The organism is Segatella buccae ATCC 33574 (assembly GCF_000184945.1).
GTDB lineage: Bacteria > Bacteroidota > Bacteroidia > Bacteroidales > Bacteroidaceae > Prevotella > Prevotella buccae.
In genome coordinates, this window is the sequence record NZ_GL586311.1 from 2,828,383 (window position 1) to 2,850,699 (window position 22,317).

Below are 22,317 nucleotides of genomic sequence, written 5' to 3' on the forward strand. Positions count from 1 at the left end.
GTGTTGTCGGGGCGAGTGGTGGCGGCAAGCCGCTAAAGTTCGGCTTTCTTCCGGGCCACGTAGTCGGCGAATGTCTTGTCGAAAGCTGCCCGCTGCTCGCTGTCGAGACGGCCGAGCGTACCCACCAGTCCTTTGTAGTAACGCTTTATCCTGCCCTGCAACCGGGCCTTGGCCTGCTGCATCTCGGCTTCATCGGCCCCTTCGGCCTTGCGGTCGAGGCAGGGTTGGAACAGCTTGTCGAGGTCGCGGTAGAGGGCCGGCTTCAACTGTTCGAGGAATCCGAACTTGTTGGCGACGGCCACGGGGGCGGCATTTTCCGTCCGGGCAGAAGCCTCGGCAGAGGTTGTGGAGGGACCGGCGGGGGACTCGGAGGGAGATTGCGCACTGTCGGCCACGCTCGTCACGGATGCCGGATTGGCACTGTCGCTGTGACTGCCGCGGCCGGTGAAAAACACGAAAACTAGCAGGCCGATGACCACCGCGATGGCTGCGACGATGCCCACGATCTTTTTCGAACCGCCGTGGCTCCGGTCGCTGTAAAGGGCTTCCACCACGGAAGCGGCATCCATGTAGCGTTCGTTGCGCCCGAAGCTGCAACACTTGTCGGCCACGGGGGCATAGTCGGCAGGTAGGGCGAAGTCGCGCAGCAACATGCCGAGCGAATAGATGTCGGCCCGGGCATCCACGGTCATCGTGCCGTCTTTCACCTCGGGTGCCATGTACTTCAACACACCGACGGGTTCTTTCAAGCTGTCGGCGGCAACAATCCGAAAGTCGCTGAGCTTGACGTGGTTGCCCTGCTTGGTGATATAGATGTTGGAGGGTTTCAGACCGAGGTGTACCACACCGCGGCCATGCACGTAGGAGAGTACATCGGCCAGCTCCTGCACCACGGCCAACTTCTCTTCGGTGGTGTGGGCCTCGCGCAGATAGTCGGCCAGCGAACGCCCATCGACGCATTCGAGTTCGATACACGGCCCGTAGCGGTCGTCGTCTACCAGTGCCTGATATTTCACCAGCCCCGCGTGGTCGAGCGCGTGGGCTGTCTTGTATTCCTTCTTCAACAGGGCGACGCACTGCGGTTTCTCCCTGTATTCGGGCTTCAGCCCCTTGAGCACCACCCACCGGTCGCCCTTGCGACACTTCACAAAACGGTGGATGCCGCGCGAAGTGAGCACGGTGTAGTCGCTGTATCGGGAAGCGGCGGCCTCTGCCGGCTGCGGCGGCTGCTGTATGTCGTTTTCCTTCTCCATTCTATGTGATACATTATCCATTTATACATGGCGACAGCTTGCAGGCATGTCTGCCGCCAAGCTATCCGGCTACAAACATACGAAAAATATTCGACAATCGCACGTTCTCGCCCGTTTTTATCATCTGAATGGGGTAAAAACGGGGTTGTCACGTGAAATACAGCCAGTAGACGGCGGCGAGAACGGCCAGCACGATGAGGGCCACAAGGGTCTTGAAGAGACAGGTGGTGACTTTCTTGATGATGAAAAAGCCCACAATCAGAGCGACGAGGGCAAAGGTGTAATAGGCGAAATTGGATGTCATGGAAGTGATATGAATGGATGTCGAGGGGCATTGGCGGGTGCAACCGCCCCACCCCCGCCCCGCCCTATTTGAAGAGCGAGAGGAAGGCAGAGGGCACGGGCGTGTCAAACTCCATGCGCTCGTGGGTCACGGGATGGTAGAAACAGAGCACGTAGGCGTGGAGACAGAGGCGGTGGAGCGGGTCGTCGCCATTGCCATATTTGATGTCGCCGCACACGGGGTGGCCCATGTCGGCCGAGTGGACGCGTATCTGATTCTTGCGGCCCGTCTCGAGCCGGTATTCCACCAGACTGTGGTCGGTGGTGCGGCGGAGCACATGAAAGTGGGTGACGGCATACTTCCCGCCGTTGTCCACGGGCGACGAATAGGTGACGTAGGCCTTGTTGTCTTTCAGCCAGTTGGCGATGGTGCCTTCGTCGTCGTACACCTCGCCCGAGACGACTGCCACATAGCGGCGGTCGTAGACCACATGATGCCAGTCGTGTTCGAGCATCTGCTCTATCTCCTTGCTCTTGGCGTAGATCATCAGGCCGCTGGTGTCGCGGTCGAGGCGGTGAACCACATGGGCCGTACACTTTTGGCGCGTCTTCTTGAAGTAGTCGTCAAGCACTTTTTTCACGTTGAGCGACGAGTGGCCGGCAGCCATCGAGAGGATGCCCACGGCCTTTTCCAACACCACAATGTGGCGGTCTTCATAGACCAGTCGCACATAGCGGCTTCGGAACGTGTCGTTGCGCTTGTTCCTGCTCACGCTGATTTTCATGCCCGGTTCGAGCGGATAGTCGAAGCGGGTGGTCTGCTTGCCGTTCACCTTGATGCCGCGCCCCTTGAGCGTAGCCTTGATTTTAGACCGGCTCTCGCCTTTGACGTTGGCGAGCAACCACTCCAGCAGCGGTGCCTTTTCGTCCACACGGTAGTGGTCGTAGTCGTTTGGGGAAGGTCTGTACATGTTTTTTAGGAGTTAAAGGGAGTTAAGGAGTTAAAGGGAGTTAAGACAACAGCTTTATTGCCAAGTCCATACGAGAAGATGGAAGTTAATGGGAGATTCTTTGGGGAGTTAAGGAGTGAAAGGGAGTTAAGACAACAGTTTTATAGTTTATGTCTTCCCGCATGTCATCGGCAATAAAGCTATTGTCTTAACTCCCTTTCACTCCTTAACTCCCTTTAACTCCCAAAATAACTCCTCTCCCCCATCATACTATCTTGAAACGGATGCGGAAGGTCATCGTGTCTTGATCCCAGTTGGTGCCGAGCAGCTCGAAGCGGCCTATCTGACCGGTGGAGCGCACGTGCTTGCCAATGCAGGGGCACACATCGTAGTCGCCGATGCGCACCAACCGGAGCTTTTCGCCGGCCGTGTCGGGCAGGCGGTCGAGCGTCACCCCTTCGGGAATATGGTCACGATCCACCATCTCGTAGGTCACGGGGAGATCTTCAGCGATGAGCCGGTTCATCTCGTCGGCGATGGCTTTCTCCTCCTTGCGGGTGGGCTTGTGGTCGAGCACATAGCTGATTTTGCTCTTCTTGCGCTCGATGTGAGCATTGCGCGAACGCTCGCAACCGAACATGCGCATCATCAGCCGGTTGAGCAGATGCTCGGCCGTGTGGGCGGGAGGGAACTCATCCTTGTTGTGCCCGTTGAGAATCAAGTCTTCGTTCATGTCTTTATCGGATATTATAATTTTATAGATGACACCTCCGTGGGCCGGCACATCCACCTCCACAGCCCCTTCGCGCTTGAAGACGAGCCGGCGGTGATGACGGGTGAGCAGTTCTTCGGCCTCCCATTCGCCCTCTGACAATTCCATGAAGTCGAAGGCGTGGGCGGGAATCCGCACGGCGCAGGAGGACATGCTGTCGCCGAAGTTGACCGCCACAAAGAGCAGTTCGTTGCCGGCCTTGCGCAAGAAGGCAAAGCGGTTGTCGGCCAACGAGGGGTTGACATACATCAGGTCGAAGGTTTTTCCCTCGCGGGCGGCGCGCTCCTCACCGGCCATACGCATCACGGCGGTGTAGGCGGCGTTCAGTTCCCGCTCGTCGCGAGAGAGCTGCCGGGAGTCGTAAAAGCCGTGGTTGAGCGTGTCGAGACTCCAATAGTCGAAGATGGTGGTGCGCCCGTCGCGCCCGCTGAAGCCCTCGCTGTCCATACCCCGCTCGCCAAACTCCTGTCCGGCATAGAGCATGTAGGGATTGGTTTGCAGCAAGCAGCTCACGATGTGGGCCGGCAATCCCTTGCGGGCATCGCCGGCGAAGAAATCTGAGGCGATGCGCTGCTCGTCGTGGTTTTCGAGGAAATAGAGCATGTGGTCGCGTATGTCGTCGGTCGACTGCCACTGGGCGGTGATGTCGGTCGTGGGCCGGCGACCACAGATGATGTCGCGCAGGCAGTCGTACATGCCCACCTTGTCGTAGAGATAGTCGAAGCCCGAGGCGATGTAGGCCCGGTATTGCGTGGGGTCGTAGACCTCGCCGATGAAGACAAGTCCGGGATGGGCGGCCTTCAGACGGGCCGTGACATAAGTCCAGAAAGCCGTGGGCACCATCTCGGCCATGTCGCAACGGAAGCCGTCGACACCCTTTGCGGCCCAGAAAAGCAGTATGTCGGCCATCTTCAGCCACGTGTCGGGCACGGGGTCGAAATGTTCCGAGCGGCCTCCGGCGTCGCAATAGTCAACGCCGTAGTTGAGTTTCACGGTCTCATACCAGTCGTTCTGTCCCGGATGGTTGTCGAAGAGGTCGTTGCCCGTGGCCTTGGCGGGCACCTCGGTATAGGGTTCGGCATCGTCGCCGGAACCGGAATTGATGCCGTCGAGGCACAACGGCCGCCCCCAACAGTAGTAGAAGTTGTTGCGCGGAGAGAAGTGCATGTTTTGGTCGTCGTCCTCTCCGAGGTCGCGCACGCCCTGCGGCCGGCACACCGAGCGGTATTCGCGGGCCACGTGGTTGGGCACAAAGTCGAGAATCACTTTCATGTCGGCCTTGTGTACGCGGTCGACGAGGGCCTCCCACTCTTCCATGCGCCGGGGCACATCGGTGGCCAAGTCGGGGTCCACATCATAATAGTCTGTTATGGCATAGGGTGAACCGGCCCGGCCTTTCACCACCCGGGCGTGCTGCCGGGGGATGCCGCAGGCCGAATAGTCAGTCTGTGAGGCGTGGCGGATGATGCCCGTAAACCACACGTGGGTCACTCCCTGCCGGCGGATGCGCTTGAGGGTGGCGGCATCAAAGTTGTTCATCTTCCCACTGCCGTTCTCGGCCATCGTGCCCCACGCCTTGCGGGTGGTGTTGCGATTGCCGAACAGGCGGGTGAGTATCTGATAAATAATCATGAGTTAAGTCGAGTTTAGTTGACGGGTGAACGGTCGGTCGAGTTGACGAGTGAACAAGTAGACAAGTAGACAAGTAAACAAGTTATCAGTTGCGGAAAGCAGACAAATAGACAAGTCGACGAGCCGCCCCTCCCTTTCAGAGCAAGCAACTCGTCTACTTGTCCACTCGTCAACTCGTCAACTTAGATTCCCTTCACCGCTACATTCTTGTCGATGCGGCCAATCATGCCTTGCAGGGCTTTGCCCGGTCCGCACTCGGTGAAATCGTCGGCACCGTCGGCTATCATGGCCTGCACACTGGCTGTCCAGCGCACGGGGCTGGTGAGCTGCGCGGTGAGATTGGCCTTGATTTCGGCTGCATCGGTGTGGGCCTTGGCATCCACATTCTGATAGACGGGGCAGCTCGGAGCGGCAAACTCGGTCTGCTCGATAGCGGCTTGCAGCTCGTCCTTGGCCGGCTGCATGAGCGGAGAGTGGAACGCACCGCCCACCTTCAGCGGCAGCGCACGCTTGGCACCGGCCTCTTTCAATTTTTCGCAAGCGGCATTGACGGCCTCCACGTTGCCCGAGATGACGAGCTGACCGGGGCAGTTGTAGTTGGCTGCCACCACGATTTGGCCGTTGGCAGACACCTCACTGCACACTTCCTCCACCTTCTCGTCGCTCAGGCCGATAATGGCAGCCATCGTTCCGGGGTTGGCCTCACAGGCCTTCTGCATGGCGTTGGCACGGGCGGCCACCAGCTTCAATCCGTCTTCAAAGCTCAGTGCGCCGGCGGCCACGAGGGCGGAGAACTCGCCCAGCGAGTGGCCGGCCACCATAGCGGGCTTGAAGTCATCGCCCAGACAGAGTGCGGAGATCACACTGTGGAGGAACACGGCAGGCTGCGTGACATTGGTCTGCTTGAGCTGCTCGTCGGTACCGGCAAACATGATGTCGGTGATCTTGAAACCGAGTATCTCGTCGGCCTTGTCAAACAGTTCCTTCGCCAATGCGTTGTTTTCGTAGAGGTCCTTACCCATGCCCACGAACTGCGATCCCTGTCCCGGGAATACAAATGCTTTCATTGCTTTATCCTATTTTTTGATTGTTAATACTTTCAGCGCACAAAGGTAAGAAAAAAGACCGTAATAATCAAAAGATTAGGAAGAAAAGGTGATGGGTGTTAGGTGATAGGTGTTAGGTGGTGGGTGTTAATGAAATCCTTAGAGGGGGACTGTGGAGAACTTCAGCTGCGGTAGGAACAACCGTCTTTACCTCGCAGGATTTCATTAACACCCATCACCCACCACCCATCACCTAACACCTATCACCTATCACCTAACTATCAGCCCTACGAGATAAAGGGCTACGGGGATGGTGACGATGGCAATGCCGATGAAGTCGATGTAGACACCGGTCTTGATCATCTTGGTGATGGGAATGTAGCCGCTCGCATAGACGATGGCGTTGGGCGGCGTGGACACAGGGAGCATGAAGCCCAACGAAGCCGAGAGGGCCACACCCACAGCCACGGGAATGGGACTGAAACCTGCCGTGACGGCCGCGCCGATGGCCAACGGACCTATCATGTTGGTGGCAGCCGTGTGGGAAGTGAGTTCGGAGAGCAGCAGCGACATCACACAGAACACCGCCACGAGCAGCAGTTCGGAGGGTTTGCCGCCCATGAAGTTGATTATCTGGTCGCCTATCCATCCCGAGAGACCGGTGGCATACATCATGCCGCCGATAGCCAGTCCGCCGCCGAAGAGCAACAGTGTGCCCCACTCCACGCCGGCCACGGCGTCTTTCCAGTCGAGCGTCATCTTGTGCTGCTTGGTGTCCACGGGGATGAGGAAGAGCAACAGGGCCCCCACCATGGCAGCCACGGCCTCGGGGAAGAGGCGGTTGTAGTTGTTGAGTATCTCGCTATCGGTGCCCAAAGCGATGCTCAGGATGCCCGGCATGACCCACAGCGTCACGGCCACGAGGAAAGCGAAGAGCGTGTTCTTCTGTGCACGCGTCCATCGGCCCAGCCCTTTTTTCTTCTCGCCGATAAACTTCTGCGCACCCTCAATGTGGTCTACATCGGCGGGGAACATCCTCACCAGAATCACGTAGGCGATGATGAAATAAGCCACCATGGCCACGAAGCCCCACACCATCCATTGGAAGAAGGAGACATGGACATCGGCCAGCTCACTGAGGAATCCGAGCATGATGATGTTCGGGGGCGTACCTATGGGCGTGAGCACACCGCCTATGGAGCAGGCGTAGGCCGTCATGAGCATCAGCCCCGTGGCATACTTGTAGGTTTTGAGGTTGATGGGCTTGCCGTTGGCGGCCATCATCTCGCTGATGGCTTCGAGCAGTCCCAGTGCTATGGGAAACATCATGGCCGCCGTGGCCGTGTTGCTGATCCAGCCCGAGCACAGGGCGCAGGCCAGTCCGACGGCCAGAAAGATGCGTCGCGGACTGTCGCCCACCCACTTCATCGACATGATGCCGTAGGCGATGCGCTTGTCGAGCCCGTTCACCATCATGGCCTTGGCTATCATGAAACCGCCCATGAAGAGGAATATCATGGGGTTGGCGAAGGGGGCGAAGGCTTCTTTCATCTTCACCACGCCAAACACCACGCACAGCGTGGGCCCGATGAGCGAGGTCACGGGGATGGGCACGGGCTCGGTGATCCACCACAGGCCCACGAGGGTGATGATGGCGAGCAACTTGTGGGCCTCCGGCGAGAGGCCGGCAATGGGAGTAATCCACACGAGGATGGCGCAGATGGGGCCGAAGATGGCTCCGATGATGCGGCGCTGGCGGTCAAAACGTGAGTCGTCACCGCCGCTCCCTTGCTGCGCCGGGGCAAGGGGCTTTTCTGCATTAAAATTGTTCATAGGCTTTCATAAATATAGATTGTCATGGTGCAAATATAAAAATTATTTTTTGCTATTGCCGCAAGAAATCGGAAAAATTACAAACTGGAATAATTTCGGGCAATGTCGGCTCATCCGTAGGCGGATATTCCGGGGCGGTGAAAGAAGCGGATGAAGCGAATTTCCTTTCACACCCGACATTCGCATCATTCGGATAATTCGCCGAGGAATATCTTTGTCGGCGAATTTTTCGAATGAAGCGAATTTTTTCTCACAACCTACATTCGTACTAAGCAGATCTATTTGGTCTCACTTGCCGCTTGTCAGCATATAGCACAAAACTTACCAAGGTCGAGAAAAAGCCTTACACGGCATTTCTTCCCGCTCCGCTATCCACTCCATATTATCCGTTTTATTCGCCACATCCGGCCTACGAATTTTCTCACTCGGCCCAAACGACCGCGCAAAAGAGCCGTAGTGAAAAGCCAAAAGAGGCCGAACGAGAAGCTCAAAGAGCCCCTTTTGCAAGGTTGAAAAGCCCCCTTTAGGGGGTTGGGGGTATCTCGTTAGGTGGTTTGGGGCTGGTTTGGGGACTTTTTGGTGAGTGGTGGCCTAAAAAAAGGGAGCACTTGCGCGCTCCCCTTGCTACTGCAAAGATACAACCAAAATCGGCGAAATGCAAATCGATGAGGAAAAAATCGGACAGTTCCAAAGAGGCAAAGACGGGGGCAGGAGACTGCTGTCAACTCGCCGAGATATTAGCGTAATCCTGCCGAAATACTTTTATCTTTTTACTGAAATGCAGCTGACAATTTGCCAAAACACCGCCTCTCCCGTGCCTCCTCCCTACCCCAACCCAAAGGGTTTATACGCGAAAAGCCATGCCGGCGTCTCTCATTGACGCCCCGCATGGCTTTTATATAAAGAGGAGACAGTGGGCGGACATGGAGGATAGGCCACGCCCGCGCCGTCAGTCCGGTGGCGGTGTCGCCGCGCAGGGCGGCGGTTCAAGCATCCGCCTTAGTTCTTGCTCTCGGCTTCGGCAGCCTTGGTTTCGGGAGCGTCGGCCCCATAAAGACCGTAGCAGGCCTGATAGCGGTTGTAGGCCCAGTTGGCCTGATTGCGCTGCGGGTCGAGCTGCTTGGCCTTGTCGAGATATTTCAGTGCCTCGGTGTAGACCACCTTGCGGCCATTGGGATCCTGCTGGTCGGCAGCCTTCACGTTGAGACAAGCACCGAGATAGGTGAGCACGAGGGCGTTTTCGGGCTGGAGCTCGGCAGCCTGCTTGAGATATTTGATGGCTTCGTTGGCATTGTTGGCCGTGATGGCATTCTGTCCCTTGAGGAAGAGGGCCACGAAGTTTTTCGGATTCTTGGCGATGGCCTCATCGAGGAGCTGAACTTGCGCGTCTTTCTGGCCCATGGCCGAATAGAGGTTGGCCAGCGACTCGAGCACCACACCGTTGTCGGGCTTCTGTGCATAGAGTGCCTTGAGCTCGTCAACGAACTTCACGGAGTCGGCCTTCGTCTTCAGTCCGTCGCGCATCACGAGCAACTTGATGCCCAGCGCACGGTCGGCCTGCTCGGGATCTTTCATGGCGAGGTCGCAATAGCGGCCGGCACGCTCCTTGTCCTTGGCCTGGAAGGCATACTGGGCGGTGAAAAGGGCCACCTGTCCGAAGTATTCTTTCTGCGAACTCTTGTCCTGCGAGGCAAAGAGCGGAGCGTCGTTGGTGTCGAGGAAGGTGCCCCAATACTTCAGCACGTCGGCATCCTTGCCCTTCTGGGCAGCCTCCTGTCCGGCGTTGACGAGCTGCGCGCGCACGCCCCACAGACGGGTGTTGTTGGCTGCGGCGAAGCGGGGCTTCACCTTGCCCTTGGCATCGGGCTTCTGGTCGTACTTGTCACACTCCAGTCCGGCCTGCAGGGCCTCGGTGGCGGCATTGTACATGCCCAGCGTGTCGAAGGCCTGGTCTTTGCCCTTGATGCCCATCTGGGCGTTCATCTGGTTTTGGGTGAGGACGGTAGACTCCTTGTTGTACTTCTCCAAGGCGAGGTCAACGAGCTTGTTGTAGGCTTTGGCGCGCTCGGCGTCAGTAGCCAGCGCGCTGAGATTCTGCTTGAGCAGCGCATCGGCTTCTGCATAGGTTTTGGCCTTCATGATAGCCTTCAAGGCATCGCTGTCTCCGGCAAATGCTGCCGATGTACTGAGTATCATCATGGCAGCGAACATTAACTTTTTCATCTTTCTGTAGTTTAAAGTTATATTGATTTTCTTCCGATAACACATTCCGGTGCCCCTCCCCGAGGTTGGGGAAGGCACCGGAACCGTGCAGTTTATTCATTGTTGTCATCTTCTCCGCCGAAGTCTACGAGCGGAGCTTCGCCCCCGTTGCCCTCGTCTTCGTCCGGATCGTCCTCTCCGGCAGTGCCGCCGGACCCGTCGGCCGTGGCATCCTGCCTGATTTCGTCACTCTTCTTGGCCCACTGGGCACGGCTTTCCTCCTCAACGGTGGCCTCGAGTTCGCTGCTCATCACCTTGCACACGCTGGCAATGACATCGTTTTTCTTGGCCAGATTGATGAGTCTCACGCCCTGCGTGGCACGCCCCATGACGCGGCAGTCGGCCACGGCGAGGCGAATCACCACGCCGCTCTTGTTGATGATCATGAGATCGTTGTCATCGGTGACGTTCTTGATGGCCACCAGTCTTCCGGTCTTCTCGGTCACGGCGAGCGTCTTCACGCCCTTTCCGCCTCGGTTGGTGATGCGGTAGTCTTCCACCTGCGAGCGTTTGCCGTAGCCGTTCTCGCTCACCACCATCACGTTTTCCGTCTCCGAGTCGTTGACCACAATCATGCCCACCACGGCATCGTCGCCCTCGTCGAGGCGCATGCCGCGCACACCGGTCGACACGCGGCCCATGGTGCGGATGGTGCTCTCGTGGAAACGCACGGCCCTGCCGTTGCGGTTGGCGATGATGAGTTCGTTGTTGCCGTTGGTGAGACGCACATCCACCACCTCGTCGCCTTCAACGATGTTGATGGCTATCACGCCGTTGGCCCGCGGACGGGAGTAGGCTTCGAGCAATGTTTTCTTCACCGTGCCGTTCTTCGTGGCGAACACCACATAGTGGGAGTTGATGAACTCCTCGTCGTCGAGTCCGCGCAGCCGCAGGAAGGCATTCACCTGATCATCGCCCTCGATATTGAGCAGGTTCTGTATGGCGCGGCCCTTGGAGTTGCGGTCGCCTTCGGGTATCTCGTAGCACTTGAGCCAGTAGCAGCGCCCTTTCTTGGTGAAGAAGAGCATCGTCTGGTGCATGGTGGCAGGATAGATATACTCGGTGAAGTCCTGCTCGCGGTGGCGGGCCCCCTTGGAGCCCACTCCGCCGCGGGCCTGCTCGCGGAACTCGGAGAGCGGTGTGCGCTTGATGTAGCCCATGTGGCTCACGGTGATCACCACCGGATCGTTGGGATAGAAGTCTTCGGGGTTGAACTCCTCCGAGGAGTATTTGATTTCGGTGCGGCGTGGGTCGCCATACTTCTCCTTCACTTCCTGCAACTCGTCTTTCATTACCTGCTTGCAGAGCTCGGGGTCGTTGAGTATGCGGTTGTAGTAGTCGATCATGCGCTCCAGCTCCTCGTATTCGGCGTGCAGCTGATCCATGCGCAGCCCCGTGAGCTGCGAGAGACGCATGTCCACGATGGCCTTCGATTGCAGTTCGTCGAGGTTGAAACGCTCTTCGAGGTTGCGCTGCGCGTCGGCCGGTGTCTTGCTCGCCCTGATGATGTGCACCACCTCGTCGATGTTGTCGCAGGCGATGATGAGCCCTTCGAGGATATGCGCCCGCTCCTGCGCCTTGCGGAGGTCATACTTGGTGCGGCGTATGGTCACGTCGTGGCGGTGCTCCACAAAGTATTTCACACACTCCTTGAGACTGAGCAGCCGCGGGCGGCCGTTGACCAGCGCGATGTTGTTCACCGAGAAGGCACTTTGCAGGGCCGTCATCTTGAAGAGCTTGTTCAAGATGACATTGGCGTTGGCGTCGCGCTTCACGTCTATCACGATGCGCATACCCTGCCGGCCGCTCTCGTCGTTGGCGTTGGAGATGCCGTCTATCTTGCCGTCCTTCACCAGTTCGGCGATATACTCAATGAGCTGGGCCTTGTTCACCCCGTAGGGTATCTCGGTGATGACGATCTTGTCGTGGCTCTCGTCGCTCTCTATCTCTGCCTTGGCGCGCATCACCACGCGGCCACGGCCCGTCTCGTAGGCGTCTTTCACGCCCTGTATACCATATATATATGCACCCGTGGGGAAGTCGGGGGCCTTGATGTAGTGCATGAGGCCCTCCAAGTCTATCTCGGGATTGTCGATGTAGGCGCAGCAGCCGTCGATCACCTCGCCCAGATTGTGCGTGGGCATGTTGGTGGCCATACCCACGGCGATGCCGTTGCCGCCGTTGACCAGCAGGTTGGGTATCTTCGTGGGCATCACCGACGGCTCCGTGAGCGTGTCGTCGAAGTTGTTGGTCATGTCCACGGTGTCCTTCTCAAGGTCGTCCATCACGTGCTCTCCCATCTTCGAGAGGCGGCACTCGGTGTAACGCATGGCCGCCGGAGAGTCGCCGTCCACGGAGCCGAAGTTACCCTGTCCGTCGACAAGCGTGTAGCGCATGTTCCAGTCTTGCCCCATGCGCACCAGTGCCCCATACACCGACGAGTCGCCGTGGGGGTGGTATTTACCCAGCACCTCACCCACAACGCGCGCGCACTTCTTGTAGGGTTTGTCACTGGTGTTGCCGATGCCGAGCATACCGTAGAGTATGCGGCGGTGTACGGGCTTGAAACCGTCGCGCACATCGGGGAGGGCACGGGCCACAATCACCGACATGGAGTAGTCGATGTAGGAGGACTTCATCTCCTCCTCGATGTTGATTTTAAGAATGCGATCGTGATCGATCGTCAGATTTTCATCCATTTAATTTATTCTCTTTTGTTTTATTGAAATCGCGTCTAAGGCCGTTTATTTGCGTTCTAAGCGTTTCGGGCCGTTCATAAACCCTGCAAATATACGTATTATTTTTGATATACGAAAGCGTTGGAGACGAAAAAAAGAAACGAAATGGGGGCAAGAGACAGAATAACAGAGGAACATTGGCCTTTGCGGCAGGGCAGGCTGGGAGCGGAAATCGCCCCTCTCTCCATATCGGTGACATAAAAAACAAGGAAGAAAAACGCCGGTTTCCGGAATTTAATCGTATATTTGCAACAAACCTTCGGCGGCGCGGACAGAAACCGGGCCGGCCGGAGACCGCCATGAACAAGAGACAACAACCCAACGACAACAATCCATAAACCTTGACAGCCCATGAGTGCCCTTATCTCCATTATCCCCATTCTGCTGCTCTTCGTTTTGATGCTCGGCCTGAAGATGGCCGGCCACAAGAGCGCGTTCGTCACCCTCATCGCCACCATCCTGCTGGCGCTCACGGCGGCTCCGGCTCTCGACATGATGCCCCACCATCCGGGGTCCGCGGCGGCCGTGGTGGGGTGGAGCGTGGTCGAGGGCGCGCTGAAGGCCGTGTTCCCCATCCTGCTCATCATCCTCATGGCCATCTACAGCTACAACATACTCGTGGAGAGCAGACAGATAGAGGTCATCAAGGCCCAGTTCACCTCGTTTACCGACGACCGCGGCATCCTCGTGCTCATGCTCGTGTGGGGCTTCGGCGGACTGCTTGAGGGCATGGCGGGCTTCGGCACGGCGGTGGCCATTCCGGCAGCCATCCTCATCGGACTCGGTTTCAAGCCCATGTTTTCGGCTCTCGTGGCCCTCATCGGCAACACCGTGGCCACGGGATTCGGAGCCGTGGGCGTGCCCGTGACCACGCTCTGCAACGAGGTGGCACCGGGCGGGGCTGCCTCTGCGGAGGCCATCTGCGAAACCTCGGCCTTTGCCGTGATTCAGCTCTCGCCGCTGTTCATCCTACTGCCGTTTGTCATCCTCATGATCACCGACCGCAAGGCCATCGGCAAAAACATCGCGCTGGCCGTGTGGACGGGCACTGTGTCGCTCTCCGTGCAGTATCTCTGCGCCCGCTATCTGGGGGCGGAGACACCGGCCATCATCGGAAGCATCGCCGCCATCGCGGCCATCATCGCCTACGCCCGGCTCTTTGCACGGAGAAAGGCTGCCACAGCCGTGACCGACGACAGACAGACCGTAGCCGGCACGACGGCTCCCTCCCACTCTTTCACGCTCTCCGAGACGCTGCGGGCGTGGAGCGTCTACCTCTTCATCCTACTTTTCATCCTGTTGAGCGGAGCTCTCTGTCCGCCGGTCAACGACTTTCTCAAGAGCCACCTCGTGTCGAGGGTGACGCTGCCCGTCATCGGGTCTACGTTCAAGTTCGGGTGGATTTCCAACGCCGGACTGATGCTCTTCCTCGGTGCGACCATCGGCGGACTCATCCAAGGGCTCGGCTTCGGGCGGCTGATGGCGATCTTGGCGCGCACCACCGTCAACCTGCGCAACACCATCGTCACCATCGTGTCGCTCATCTCGCTGGCTTCGGTGATGAACTATTGCGGCATGATAGGGGCCATCGCCGAGGGTCTGGTGGCTGTCACGGGCTCCTTCTATCCCCTTTTCGCCCCGCTCATCGGGGCCATCGGCACGTTTGTGACGGGCTCCGACACGTCGTCTAACATCCTCTTTGCCAAGCTGCAGGCCAATGTGGCCCACCAGTTGGGCATGACCGGACAAGGCTCTTTCTATGGCATGGAGGGCGGCCAGACCAACTGGCTGGTGGCTTCCAACACCACCGGGGCCACGGGTGGCAAGATGATTTCGCCCCAGTCGATAGCCATTGCCACGGCCTCGTGCAACATGCAGGGCAAAGACGGCGAAATCATGCTCTCGGCCATCCCCTACGCGCTGATGTACATCGTGCTCGGCGGACTCATGGTGTTTCTCGGAGGTTGAGGAGCAAGAAATGCAGAAACGGCATTTTCCGCCCTGCCGACGGCCGTTTTTCCGATTTTTATTCGTAATATTGCACCCGGTCTGCAGCCACCGACGGCGGCGGACGACAAACCATCAAGAATCAAACGCATGATACTCAGTACAACTCCGACCCTTGAGGGTCATCCCATCAGAGAATATAAAGGCGTGGTGACGGGTGAAACCATCATCGGTGCCAACTTCGTGAAAGACTTTTTTGCCGGCATCCGCGACTTTGTGGGCGGTCGCAGCAACAGCTACGAGAAGGTGCTGCGCGAGGCCAAAGACACCGCCATGAGGGAGATGTCGGAGCGCGCGCAATCTCTCGGAGCCAATGCCGTGGTGGGCATCGACATCGACTATGAGACCGTGGGGCAGAGCGGCACCATGCTTATGGTGACAGTGAGCGGCACGGCGGTGATACTCTGAACCTTACCGACACCGACAGATGAAAGAACTTCTCACCGTCGGCATAGGCAGCTTCTTCGGCGGAAGCCTGCGCTATGCCGTTTCAAGACTCATGTTGCTATGGCTGCCGGGGGCTTTTCCCGTGGGCACTTTCGTGGTGAATGTGGCCGGCTGTTTCCTCATCGGCCTGTTCACAGCCATGCCTTCCATCGCCTCCCATGCCTCTCCCGCCACCCGTCTGCTGCTCACCACAGGCTTCTGCGGGGGCTTCACCACTTTTTCCACCTTCATCAACGAGACTTCCACCCTTGCCAAAGGCGACAGCCTGCTCATGCCCATCGCCTACGTGACGGGCAGCTTGGCCGTGGGCTTTGCAGCCGTGCTACTGGGACACGTGGTGGGAAGATTATTTTAGGAGTATTTTTTTTAGGAGTATTTTTTTAGGAGTTAAAGGGAGTTAAGGAGTTAAAGGGAGTTAAGACAGCGGCTTTATTGCTTGCACAATGGCAATTTAATAAGCGACAAAACTATTGTCTTAACTCCCTTTAACTCCTTAACTCCCTTTAACTCCTAAGAAAAATCTCCCTTTAACTCCTAATTTCTACCTCCTCACCTTCCGATAGCTCGCCACCGCCCACGCATCCGCCACGAGAGCAAAGAGGGCCAGCGCGGCCACCTCGGTGCGGATGTCTCCGAAGTCGCTGCCGCGCACAAAGACCGAACGCATGGCGTCGATGAAATAGTGCAGCGGATTGAGCGTGACGAGCATCTGCGCCCAGTCGGGCATGGAGCGCACGGGCGTGTAGAGGCCGCTGAGCAGCATGAAGCACACCACACAAAACCACATCACAAACACCGCCTGCTGCATCGTGTCGCTGTAGTTGGACACCGTGAGCCCTATCCCACTCATCACCAGCGCCAGCAACGCCGTGAGCACGTAGAGCCAGAGGATGTTGCCCCTGCACGTGATGCCGTAGACGGCCCACGAGAGCAGGAAGCAGAGCGTGACCACGAGCAGGGCGATGGCCCAGTAGGGGATGAGTTTGGCCAAGATAAAACTCCACTTGCTCACGGGTGTGACGTTGATCTGCTCGATGGTGCCCGTCTCCTTCTCGCCCACGATGTTGAGCGCGGGCAGAAATCCGCACATCATCACGAGCACCATCGCCATGAGCGCGGGTATCATGAACACCTTGTAGTCGAGGTGCTTGTTGTAGAGGTAGAGTTCGCTCACCCACTTTCCGGCATCCGCTGCAGCCGGACCCGCCTGTGCCGTGACCATCTGTGTGAGATAGGCCGTGCCCATCGCCCCCTTGGTGGCGTTGGCCGCATTGGCTGCAAGGAGTATCTGAGGCCGGCCGCCCCGCTCCACGTCGCGCCCGTAGTGGGGCGGAATGCTCACCACCACATCGGCTGCGCTGCGCTCAATGTCGGCCAGGGCCTCGGCATAGGAGGCCCGCCGGGCGTGGAACACGAAGTAGCGGCTGGCCTCGATGCTGTGTACGAGACGGCTGCTCAACGTGGAGCGGTCGTTGTCTACCACGCTCACGCGCACGTTTCTCACCTCCATGGTCATGATCCACGGCATCACGCCCATCACCATCACGGGAAACAGGACGACCAACCGCGGCAGAAACCCGTTGCGCCATAGCTGTATCAGTTCTTTGCGTATAAGATATTTCAGCACCATATATTTTCAGTCTGTGAGGCCTGCAACAGCCCCGAAACGTAAACTCTTTTCGTGTCACATTTGCAATCGGCCGCAAAATGTTGTATCTTTGCATCAGCAAGGAAAGCGCGAGGGCGTTTTCCTTTTTTTATAAAGAGACCCCCAACCGACTAACGAGAGACCCCCAAACCACCTAATGAGAGACCCCCAACCCCCTAAAGGGGGCTTTCCAACCTTGCGAAAGGGGCTCTTTGAGCTTCTTATTCGGCCTCTTTGAGCTTCTCACTGTGGCCGTTTTGCAATGTCGGTCGGGCCATTTGAGAATTTTGAGGGGGCGGATGGGACCAATAAGGCGAATCATTTTGCGCGGAGAGATGGATGTGGGGGAAATGGCGTGTCAGGCTTTTTCGAAATTGAAATGAGTTTCTGACTATAGGGCACAAACCTCACACAGCCACCCACAGACCCCCCATCCCCCCTAAAGGGGGGCTTTGCCATCCACCTGTTCGCAGGGATGGAGCCCCCCTTTAGGGGGGTTGGGGGGTCTGTAGATGTTTAGGGCCGCCAGGCCTAATACCATCCCTGCCAGCACGGCCACCTCCGTGAGCACATTCTCCACCCCCACGCCCATGATCATCAGCTTGCGCATGGCCCTTATATAATAGGTGGTGGGCACGGCGTGGGCCACCCATTGCAGCACGGGCGGCATACTCTCCACGGGGAAAATCATGCCGCTGAGCAGCAGACAGGGCATGAGCAGCACCATGGCCGACACGAGCAGTGCCTCGATCTGGGTCTTGGCCACGTTGCTGATGAGCAGACCGAGCACGAGGGCAAGCAGGATGTAGAGGGCCGACACGGCGAATATCCAAAACAGCGAACCCGACAGGGGCACGGCCAGCACATAGTGGGACATGAGCAGGATGGCCGTCAGCACCACCAGCGAGAGCACCATGTAGGGCACGGCCTTGGCCACAATCACCGTCAGCGGGCGCACCGGACTCACGAGGAGCAGCTCCATCGTGCCCCGCTCCTTCTCCCTAACGATGCTCACGCTTGTCATCAGCGCGCACACTATCATCAGCAACATGCCCATGATGCCCGGCACGAAGTTGTAGGCCGACTGCATCTCGGGGTTGTAGAGCATCTTCACGCTCACCGGCAGCCCCGCCCCGGCCCCGGCTGCGCGCCCGCCGGCGAGAGCCTGCATGAAGATGCTGCGGGCATAGTTGGTGTATTGCCGCGCCATGTTGGGGTCGGCCCCGTCGGTGATGAGCTGCACGCGCCCCTCGCCCTTGGCCAGACGGGCGGCAAACGAGGGCGAGAACACCACGGCCATGTCGGCCCGTTGGCAGCGTATGAGCCGCTCGGCCGAGGCCGCCGTGGGGGCCGTGCCCACAAGGGTGAAGTGCTCCGTGGCAGCCAGTTCGGCCACCAGCCGGCGCGTGAGATGGTCGGCCGAGGCCGTGACCACCACCGTGCGCACCTCCTTCACATCTGTGCGCACGGCAAAACCCAGCAGCAACATCATCATCACGGGCATCCCGAAGAGGATGAGCATCGTGCGGCGGTCGCGCACGATGTGGCGGGTCTCTTTGCCTACAAAGGATAGAAAGGTCTTCATCGTTGTCGTTGGTCGTTTTGAGGGTCAGGTGCCGCGCGTGGCTTCGCGGGCCAAGTGGGTGAACACGCTGTCCATGTCGGGCAGTCCGTAGCGCGCCTTCAGTTGGGCGGGCGTGCCCAGAGCCGTGATTCTGCCGTCCACCATGATCGACAGGCGGTCGCAATATTCGGCCTCATCCATGTAGTGGGTGGTCACGAAGACGGTGATGCCGCGCTGCGCCGCGTCGTGGATGAGCTGCCAGAACTGCCGGCGCGTGGCAGGGTCTACGCCGCCCGTGGGCTCGTCGAGAAACACGATGCCGGGCTCGTGGAAGATGCTCACCGAGAAGGCGAGCCGCTGTTTCCATCCCGGCGGCAGCGACTTCACCACAGTGTCGCGGCGGTCGGCCATGCCCAGACGGGTGAGCAGGCGGTCGGTCTTCTCGCCGATGGCACGGTCGGTCATGCCGTAGATGCCCCCGAAGAGGCGTATGTTCTCGGCCACGGTGAGGTCTTCATAGAGCGAGAAACGCTGGCTCATGTAGCCGATGCGGCGTTTCACCTGCTCGCTGTGGGTGGCCACGTCGTAGCCCAGCACCCGGGCGCGGCCGGCCGTGGGGCGGTCCAGTCCGGTGAGGATGTGCATGGCAGTCGTCTTTCCTGCGCCGTTGGCCCCGAGAAAACCGAATATCTCGCCCCGCCTCACGCTGAAGCTGATGTCGTCGACGGCCCTGAACGTGCCGAAAGCCTTCACCAGATGCTCCACCTCTATCACCGGCCGGTCGGCCTCATCGGCATGGGCCACTGGTGCAAGGGGCTCGGGACAGAAGATGTCGCGGAAACGGGCGAGCACCTCGCCGGGCGTGCCGATGCCGGCCAGCCGCCCTTCGCGGAGGAAGGCCACGCGCCCGCAGCGGCCCACCTCGTCGAGATAGGGTGTGGCAACGACGATGGTGATGCCCCGTTCCTTGAGCGTGGCGAGCATGTCCCAAAGTTCCTTGCGGCTCACGGGGTCTACGCCCGTGGTGGGCTCGTCGAGCAGGAGCACGCTCGGGCGGTGTATGAGGGCGCAGCTGAGGGCCAGCTTCTGCTTCATGCCGCCCGAGAGCGCACCGGCCCGGCGGTCTCTGAACCGCTCTATCTGCGAGTAGATGGCGCGTATGCCGTCGTAGCCGGCCTCAACGGTGGTGCCGTAGAGGGTGGCGAAGAAGCGGAGGTTTTCCTCCACGGTGAGGTCATGGTAGAGGGAGAAGCGGCCCGGCATGTAGCCCACGCGGCGGCGGATGGCGGCCCGGGCGGTCACGGTGTCGAACCCGTCGATGCTCACCCGTCCGGCATCGGGGCTCAGCAGGGTGGCCATGAGGCGGAAGAGGGTGGTCTTGCCCGACCCGTCGGGGCCTATCAGCCCGAACACCTCGCCCCGCTCCACAGCGAAGTTCACCCCGTCGAGGGCCTGCACGGAGCCGTAATGCTTGCCCGCCCCGACCACTTCTACGGCATAGTCTCTCTGTTCGTTCATGGCGTGTCAGTCGGTCAGTTTCACCTTGCCGTACATCCCTATCTTCACCAGTCCGTCGTTGCGGAGGGCTATCTTCACGGCATAGACGAGGTCGGCACGCTCGTCGTCGGTGAGGATGGTCTTGGGCGTAAACTCGCCCGCCTGACTGATCCATGCCACCGTGCCATTGTAGCTGCGGGTGTGGCCGTCGCCGTAGTCGGCCACCACCTTCACCCGTGCGCCCAACCTCACCCTCGACAGTTGGGCCGAGGTGACATAGGCGCGCAGGAACATGCGCTGCGTGTCGGCCATCTTGAAGAGCGGCCGGCCCACGGTGACAAACTCGCCGGGCTCGGCATACTTCTCAAGCACCGTGCCCGAGAGCGGCGCCTTGACGCGGCACTTGCGCAGCCGGTCGCGCAACTGGGCCGCCTGCGTGTCGGTGGTGTGCTGCTGGCGGGCGAGCGTGGCCGTCTGCACGGTCAGCGTGGAGCGCAGGGCGGCCATGCGCTTTTCGAGCACGCTCACCTCGCTGCGGGCGTCGTCGGCGGTCTTGGCCGGAACCGCCCCGTCGGCCACGAGTTCGGAGTAGCGTTGCAGTTCGCGCCGGGCCTTGGCCAGTTGTTCGCCCGTGGCCGCCAACTGGGCCGCCATGTCGGGCTGTTGGGCGGCATAGACGGCCCGTGCGGCCCCCGTCTGGCGCAGTTGCAGGGTGAGTTGGGTGGTGTCGATGAGTCCCACCTCGGTGCCTTGGTGCAGCGTGTCACCTTCGTTCACGCCGAAGCGCAGCAACGGGCCGGTCTCCTCGGCGCTCACGGTGGTCTCCGTGGCCTCGAAGGTGCCGGTCGCGTCGTAGTCTTTTTCGTTGCCCGTGCAGGCAGTGAGCAGCAGGATTGCTGCCAGTAAGCGTATGGTCTTTTTCATTGTCGTGATGATTTTTTTGATGTTGGATGGAGGGATGGGGCCGCTGACAGCCGATGCCGGAGGGCGGTCGGGGGCGGCAGACTATTCACCGCCCGTGGTGTAGCTTCTGTCATACATCGCCTTGAGCAGTTCGAGGCCGTGGGTGGAGCGTTGCAGGCGGGCGGCATTCTCGGCGTTGATTTCCTTCAGGAGGGCCGTCACGTCGATGATGCCATGGGCGAGTTTCGACTCCGCCGCCTCCCTCACGGCCCTCCGCAGGGCCACGATGCGCTCGTCATCAGCCGTCAGCCGGCGGTAGGCGGCGATGTGCTCGTCATGTTCGGCCACCTCCAGCCGGCGGTTGAAGAGGAACACCTCGCGGCTGTTCTCGTCGTCGGCACGCCGACAGAGCAGCCGGGCACGGTCGGTCTTGCGGGTGTAGAGAGCCCCGATGTTCCACGAGAGGCTCACGCCCACCATGCCGCCCGGGGAGAAGCGGCGGCTCATCATGTCGTGGAACATGTCGTAGCCGGGATAGCCGTAGAAGCCTTGGGCGAAGAGACCGAGGCGCGGACGCAGGGCCACATCGAGCGACCGCGCCTCAAGGTCGGCCAACTGCAACCGGCGTTCGATGAGCCGCAGTTCGGGCCGGCGGTTGTCCGTGGCCGGGGCGATGGCTTCGGGGCGCACGGGGGTGGCGATGTCGAGACCCGTGAGGAGGGCAAGCATCCTTGTGAGGGTCTGCCGACGGGCAGCGAGCAGGGTGGCCTGCTCCACGGCTCCGAGTCTTTCGGCCCGCACGTTGTCGAGGTCGCTCCGGGCTGCCGTACCCCCTTTGAGCATAGCGGCCAACCGCTCTTCGCTCGCGAGGAGCAACGCCTGCAGGTCGGCATTGAGTGCCAGCTGTTCGTCTACGAGCAAGATGCCAAAGTAGAGGTCATTGACACGCTTTCTCAGTGCATACATATCCACATCGTTCCCGGCCTGCTGTATTTCGCCTTGCAGCCGCGCAATGTCTTTCCGGTTTTTGATTTGTCCGCCGTCATACACGGTCTGCCTGATGTCTACACCTATTCTATATTGGTCGTTTGCCAGTCCGCGGGTCGCGATGCCCTGCTGCGCCATCATCCGCGTGAGCGCATCGGGCAGCGTGGGCACGTCGCTCTGGAGCGTGGCCCGGGCCTCGGCCGAGACGTGGGGCAGCCAGTCCTTGCCGATACCGGCCACGGTGAGGTCGGTGGTCTGCCTGATGAGGTCGTATTTCTTCACCAGCGGATAGTTGCCGGCGGCGGCCCGCTGGCACTCGTCGAGCGTCTGTGCCGAGGCGGAAAGCCCCGCAAGGCAACAGGCCAACATGATTGTTACCTTTTTCATACCATTTCGTTTGTTACGGTTGATGGTGCAAAGATAGTCCGAAATATCCATTCCGCCGTTATCCATAGCCTCCAAATAATGTCCTTTTTGTACAAAAAAGGCATACCGC

16 protein-coding genes are annotated in these 22,317 nt (G+C 59.3%); 3 read left to right on the plus strand and 13 right to left on the minus strand.

Translation table 11 applies throughout. The features are described from left to right. Positions 1 to 32 precede the first annotated feature (32 nt). The 8 genes from HMPREF6485_RS11180 to gyrA form a co-directional block, all read right to left on the minus strand. Positions 33 to 1,274, minus strand: coding sequence for a serine/threonine protein kinase (locus HMPREF6485_RS11180; protein ID WP_248622302.1), 1,242 nt, complete (start codon positions 1,272 to 1,274; stop codon positions 33 to 35). A gap of 127 nt (positions 1,275 to 1,401) precedes the next feature. Beyond that, positions 1,402 to 1,557: a hypothetical protein gene (locus HMPREF6485_RS11185; protein WP_007412115.1), complete on the minus strand. Its 156-nt coding sequence runs from the start codon at positions 1,555 to 1,557 to the stop codon at positions 1,402 to 1,404. Positions 1,558 to 1,621: 64 nt separating this feature from the next. Beyond that, complete coding sequence (locus tag HMPREF6485_RS11190; protein ID WP_004343471.1) at positions 1,622 to 2,506, minus strand: RluA family pseudouridine synthase; 885 nt, start codon at positions 2,504 to 2,506, stop codon at positions 1,622 to 1,624. A 244-nt stretch (positions 2,507 to 2,750) separates the two neighbouring features. After that, positions 2,751 to 4,889 carry an alpha-amylase family glycosyl hydrolase gene (locus HMPREF6485_RS11195; RefSeq protein ID WP_004346624.1) on the minus strand — a complete coding sequence of 713 codons (2,139 nt, stop codon included), beginning with the start codon at positions 4,887 to 4,889 and terminating at the stop codon, positions 2,751 to 2,753. A 182-nt stretch (positions 4,890 to 5,071) separates the two neighbouring features. Continuing rightward, positions 5,072 to 5,956: an ACP S-malonyltransferase gene (fabD, locus tag HMPREF6485_RS11200; RefSeq protein WP_004346626.1), complete on the minus strand. Its 885-nt coding sequence runs from the start codon at positions 5,954 to 5,956 to the stop codon at positions 5,072 to 5,074. A 249-nt stretch (positions 5,957 to 6,205) separates the two neighbouring features. Further along, entirely contained in the window at positions 6,206 to 7,768 is a 1,563-nt protein-coding gene (locus tag HMPREF6485_RS11205; RefSeq protein WP_004346627.1) for an SLC13 family permease, read from the minus strand. A 999-nt stretch (positions 7,769 to 8,767) separates the two neighbouring features. Beyond that, complete coding sequence (locus HMPREF6485_RS11220; RefSeq protein ID WP_248622304.1) at positions 8,768 to 9,991, minus strand: hypothetical protein; 1,224 nt, start codon at positions 9,989 to 9,991, stop codon at positions 8,768 to 8,770. A gap of 92 nt (positions 9,992 to 10,083) precedes the next feature. Further along, the gene (gyrA, locus tag HMPREF6485_RS11225; protein ID WP_004346630.1) at positions 10,084 to 12,729 is read right to left on the minus strand and encodes a DNA gyrase subunit A; all 2,646 of its coding nucleotides are present in this window, start codon (positions 12,727 to 12,729) and stop codon (positions 10,084 to 10,086) included. A 390-nt stretch (positions 12,730 to 13,119) separates the two neighbouring features. On the opposite strand from gyrA, the gene HMPREF6485_RS11235 reads away from it, so the two are divergent. The 3 genes from HMPREF6485_RS11235 (at position 13,120) to crcB (ending at position 15,577) form a co-directional block, all read left to right on the plus strand. Then, a complete protein-coding gene (locus tag HMPREF6485_RS11235) occupies positions 13,120 to 14,736 on the plus strand; it encodes an L-lactate permease (protein ID WP_004346632.1) in 1,617 nt (538 codons plus the stop codon). A gap of 129 nt (positions 14,737 to 14,865) precedes the next feature. Then, positions 14,866 to 15,183, plus strand: a complete 318-nt coding sequence (locus HMPREF6485_RS11240; RefSeq protein ID WP_004343487.1) for a heavy metal-binding domain-containing protein — start codon at positions 14,866 to 14,868, stop codon at positions 15,181 to 15,183. A 19-nt stretch (positions 15,184 to 15,202) separates the two neighbouring features. Continuing rightward, positions 15,203 to 15,577 (plus strand): fluoride efflux transporter CrcB, encoded by a 375-nt coding sequence (crcB, locus tag HMPREF6485_RS11245; RefSeq protein ID WP_004343488.1) that lies wholly within the window; start codon positions 15,203 to 15,205, stop codon positions 15,575 to 15,577. A 186-nt stretch (positions 15,578 to 15,763) separates the two neighbouring features. Here crcB and HMPREF6485_RS11250 read toward each other — a convergent pair whose 3' ends face one another. From HMPREF6485_RS11250 to HMPREF6485_RS11270, 5 genes are all read right to left on the minus strand, one after another. Beyond that, the gene (locus tag HMPREF6485_RS11250) at positions 15,764 to 16,852 is read right to left on the minus strand and encodes an ABC transporter permease (RefSeq protein WP_004346633.1); all 1,089 of its coding nucleotides are present in this window, start codon (positions 16,850 to 16,852) and stop codon (positions 15,764 to 15,766) included. Positions 16,853 to 17,309: 457 nt separating this feature from the next. Next, the gene (locus HMPREF6485_RS11255) at positions 17,310 to 18,455 is read right to left on the minus strand and encodes an ABC transporter permease (RefSeq protein ID WP_004346635.1); all 1,146 of its coding nucleotides are present in this window, start codon (positions 18,453 to 18,455) and stop codon (positions 17,310 to 17,312) included. A 24-nt stretch (positions 18,456 to 18,479) separates the two neighbouring features. Further along, positions 18,480 to 19,952: an ATP-binding cassette domain-containing protein gene (locus HMPREF6485_RS11260; protein ID WP_004346636.1), complete on the minus strand. Its 1,473-nt coding sequence runs from the start codon at positions 19,950 to 19,952 to the stop codon at positions 18,480 to 18,482. Positions 19,953 to 19,958: 6 nt separating this feature from the next. Next, positions 19,959 to 20,855: an HlyD family secretion protein gene (locus tag HMPREF6485_RS11265; RefSeq protein WP_004346637.1), complete on the minus strand. Its 897-nt coding sequence runs from the start codon at positions 20,853 to 20,855 to the stop codon at positions 19,959 to 19,961. An 81-nt stretch (positions 20,856 to 20,936) separates the two neighbouring features. Then, positions 20,937 to 22,208 (minus strand): TolC family protein, encoded by a 1,272-nt coding sequence (locus HMPREF6485_RS11270; RefSeq protein WP_044126429.1) that lies wholly within the window; start codon positions 22,206 to 22,208, stop codon positions 20,937 to 20,939. Positions 22,209 to 22,317 lie beyond the last annotated feature (109 nt).

What these genes read in the sequence shown, in the direction of transcription:
- HMPREF6485_RS11180 (WP_248622302.1), bottom strand. Translation starts at nt 1,274, where the DNA reads ATGGATAATGTATCACATAGAATGGAGAAGGAAAACGACATACAGCAG.
- HMPREF6485_RS11185 (WP_007412115.1), bottom strand. Translation starts at nt 1,557, where the DNA reads ATGACATCCAATTTCGCCTATTACACCTTTGCCCTCGTCGCTCTGATT.
- HMPREF6485_RS11190 (WP_004343471.1), bottom strand. Translation starts at nt 2,506, where the DNA reads ATGTACAGACCTTCCCCAAACGACTACGACCACTACCGTGTGGACGAA.
- HMPREF6485_RS11195 (WP_004346624.1), bottom strand. Translation starts at nt 4,889, where the DNA reads ATGATTATTTATCAGATACTCACCCGCCTGTTCGGCAATCGCAACACC.
- fabD (WP_004346626.1), bottom strand. Translation starts at nt 5,956, where the DNA reads ATGAAAGCATTTGTATTCCCGGGACAGGGATCGCAGTTCGTGGGCATG.
- HMPREF6485_RS11205 (WP_004346627.1), bottom strand. Translation starts at nt 7,768, where the DNA reads ATGAACAATTTTAATGCAGAAAAGCCCCTTGCCCCGGCGCAGCAAGGG.
- HMPREF6485_RS11220 (WP_248622304.1), bottom strand. Translation starts at nt 9,991, where the DNA reads ATGAAAAAGTTAATGTTCGCTGCCATGATGATACTCAGTACATCGGCA.
- gyrA (WP_004346630.1), bottom strand. Translation starts at nt 12,729, where the DNA reads ATGGATGAAAATCTGACGATCGATCACGATCGCATTCTTAAAATCAAC.
- HMPREF6485_RS11235 (WP_004346632.1), top strand. Translation starts at nt 13,120, where the DNA reads ATGAGTGCCCTTATCTCCATTATCCCCATTCTGCTGCTCTTCGTTTTG.
- HMPREF6485_RS11240 (WP_004343487.1), top strand. Translation starts at nt 14,866, where the DNA reads ATGATACTCAGTACAACTCCGACCCTTGAGGGTCATCCCATCAGAGAA.
- crcB (WP_004343488.1), top strand. Translation starts at nt 15,203, where the DNA reads ATGAAAGAACTTCTCACCGTCGGCATAGGCAGCTTCTTCGGCGGAAGC.
- HMPREF6485_RS11250 (WP_004346633.1), bottom strand. Translation starts at nt 16,852, where the DNA reads ATGGTGCTGAAATATCTTATACGCAAAGAACTGATACAGCTATGGCGC.
- HMPREF6485_RS11255 (WP_004346635.1), bottom strand. Translation starts at nt 18,455, where the DNA reads ATGAAGACCTTTCTATCCTTTGTAGGCAAAGAGACCCGCCACATCGTG.
- HMPREF6485_RS11260 (WP_004346636.1), bottom strand. Translation starts at nt 19,952, where the DNA reads ATGAACGAACAGAGAGACTATGCCGTAGAAGTGGTCGGGGCGGGCAAG.
- HMPREF6485_RS11265 (WP_004346637.1), bottom strand. Translation starts at nt 20,855, where the DNA reads ATGAAAAAGACCATACGCTTACTGGCAGCAATCCTGCTGCTCACTGCC.
- HMPREF6485_RS11270 (WP_044126429.1), bottom strand. Translation starts at nt 22,208, where the DNA reads ATGAAAAAGGTAACAATCATGTTGGCCTGTTGCCTTGCGGGGCTTTCC.